The 1744-nt window shown below is 73.1% G+C and carries 2 protein-coding genes; both read left to right on the top strand.

Annotation, left to right across the window (positions count from 1 at the left end; all coding sequences use genetic code 11):
• The first annotated feature begins 101 nt into the window (after positions 1–101).
• The gene (locus tag AWZ10_RS03005; RefSeq protein ID WP_046709569.1) at positions 102–950 is read left to right on the top strand and encodes a sugar phosphate isomerase/epimerase family protein; all 849 of its coding nucleotides are present in this window, start codon (positions 102–104) and stop codon (positions 948–950) included.
• Positions 951–1008: 58 nt separating this feature from the next.
• Positions 1009–1744: EboA domain-containing protein (locus AWZ10_RS03000; RefSeq protein ID WP_060890371.1), on the top strand; the 736-nt coding region annotated here is incomplete at its 3' end.

The raw sequence follows: 1744 nt of genomic DNA, 5'->3' as shown, positions 1-1744 counted from the left end.
GGCGGCGGCCCTGGGCGTCGCACACCCCCTCGCGCGGCGGCTCGCCCGGCGCATTTCCCCCACCTGAGCCAGTACCAGACCTCCGCAGGAGGAAAGCCGGAATGACCCCACCCCCCTTACCCCTCAGATTCGGCTACGGGACCAACGGCTTCACCAACCACCGGCTCGGCGACGTCCTCGCGGTTCTCGCCGACCTCGGCTACGACGGTGTCGCGCTCACCCTCGACCACGGCCACCTCGACCCGTACGCGGACGACCTGCCCCGGCGGGTGGACGCGGTCGCCCGGGACCTGGCCCGGCACGGACTCGCCGTGACGGTCGAGACCGGCGCCCCCTACCTCCTCGACCCCTGGGGCAAGCACCGTCCGACACTCATGGCGGACGGGGCCGAGCGCAGGATCGACCTGCTGCGGCGGGCCGTACGCATCGCCGCCGACCTCGGCTCGCCCACCGTCCATCTGTGCAGCGGCCCCGCCCCGGACGACGGGCTGCCGGAGCGGGACGCGTGGAAGCGGCTCGCGGCGAGCGTCGAGACCGTTCTGGACACGGCGGGGGAGTACGGCGTCTCGCTGGCCTTCGAGCCGGAGCCGTACATGTTCGTCGACACCGTGGAACGCTGCCTGGAACTCGCCGAGATGGTCGGCGGACACGAACTGTTCGGGATCACCCTCGACGTGGGGCACGCGCACTGCGTGGAGGACCGGACCGTTCTGGAGTGCGTCCGCCTCGCCGGCCCGCGCCTGCTGAACGTGCAGATCGAAGACATGCGGCGGGGCGTCCACCAGCACCTCGAACTCGGCGCCGGCGAGATCGACTTCCCACCCGTGCTCGCCGCCCTCCAGGACCTCGACCACCGCGGACTGGTCTCCGTGGAGATCCAGGGCGGTTCCCTCGACGCCCCCGAAGTGGCCCGTCGCTCGCTGGACTTCCTCCGCGCGGCGACGGCCTGACCCGACCCGACGACCACCGTCCCGTCACGTCCTCCACCCCACAGGAGGTTGTTCCGTCATGCCATCAACCGGAATACCGCTCTCCGAGACGGCCGAACCCGCCGACCCCCGAACCCTCCTCACCCACCACACGCTGGACGCGACGGCCCGCGCCTGGCTCGACGAGGCCGTGTCCCGCGTCACCGACCGGCCCGCCGCCATCCGGACCCTGTTCCCCGCCGCCCGAAGACACTGCGGCCGCACCCGGCTGGCGGGACACCTGACCGTCGACGAGGCGGCCCGTGCCGTCCTGCTCGCCGCGCTGCCGCTCGGCGGGCAGGCGCTCGCCGACGAACTGGCGGGCCTCTTCCGCCACGGCGACCTGGCCGAACAGCGGGCCGTCCTGCGGGCCCTGTACCTCTTCTCCGACCCCCAAGGCGGCGACACCGCCCGCGAACCCCTCGACGACCTCGCCCTGCCGCTCGTCCGCGAAGCCCTGCGCGGCAACGACAGCAGTCTCATCGAGGCCGCCCTCGGCCCGTACGGCGCCGCCCGTCTTCCGGACGCCGAGTACCGGCAGGCCGTACTGAAGTGCGTCTTCCACGAGATCCCACTGGACCGGATCACCGGTCTCTCCGCCCGTGCCGACGCCGAACTCGCCCGTATGCTCGCCGACTTCGCGCACGAGCGGGTCGCCGCCGGACGGGACGTACCGATCGACATCTGGCCCGTCGTCCGCACCTTCCCCGCCGCCGGCCGGCTCACCGACAGGCTCACCACCGAGACGCGGGCCGCCGCGCCCGACCGCCGCGAGG

Source organism: Streptomyces europaeiscabiei, assembly GCF_001550375.1.
Taxonomy (GTDB): Bacteria; Actinomycetota; Actinomycetes; order Streptomycetales; family Streptomycetaceae; genus Streptomyces; species Streptomyces europaeiscabiei.
This window is presented reverse-complemented; position numbering and strand designations above follow the sequence as displayed.

Bases quoted from the DNA above. Each gene is read 5' to 3' on its own strand.
- AWZ10_RS03005 (WP_046709569.1), top strand. From the start codon at position 102: ATGACCCCACCCCCCTTACCCCTCAGATTCGGCTACGGGACCAACGGC.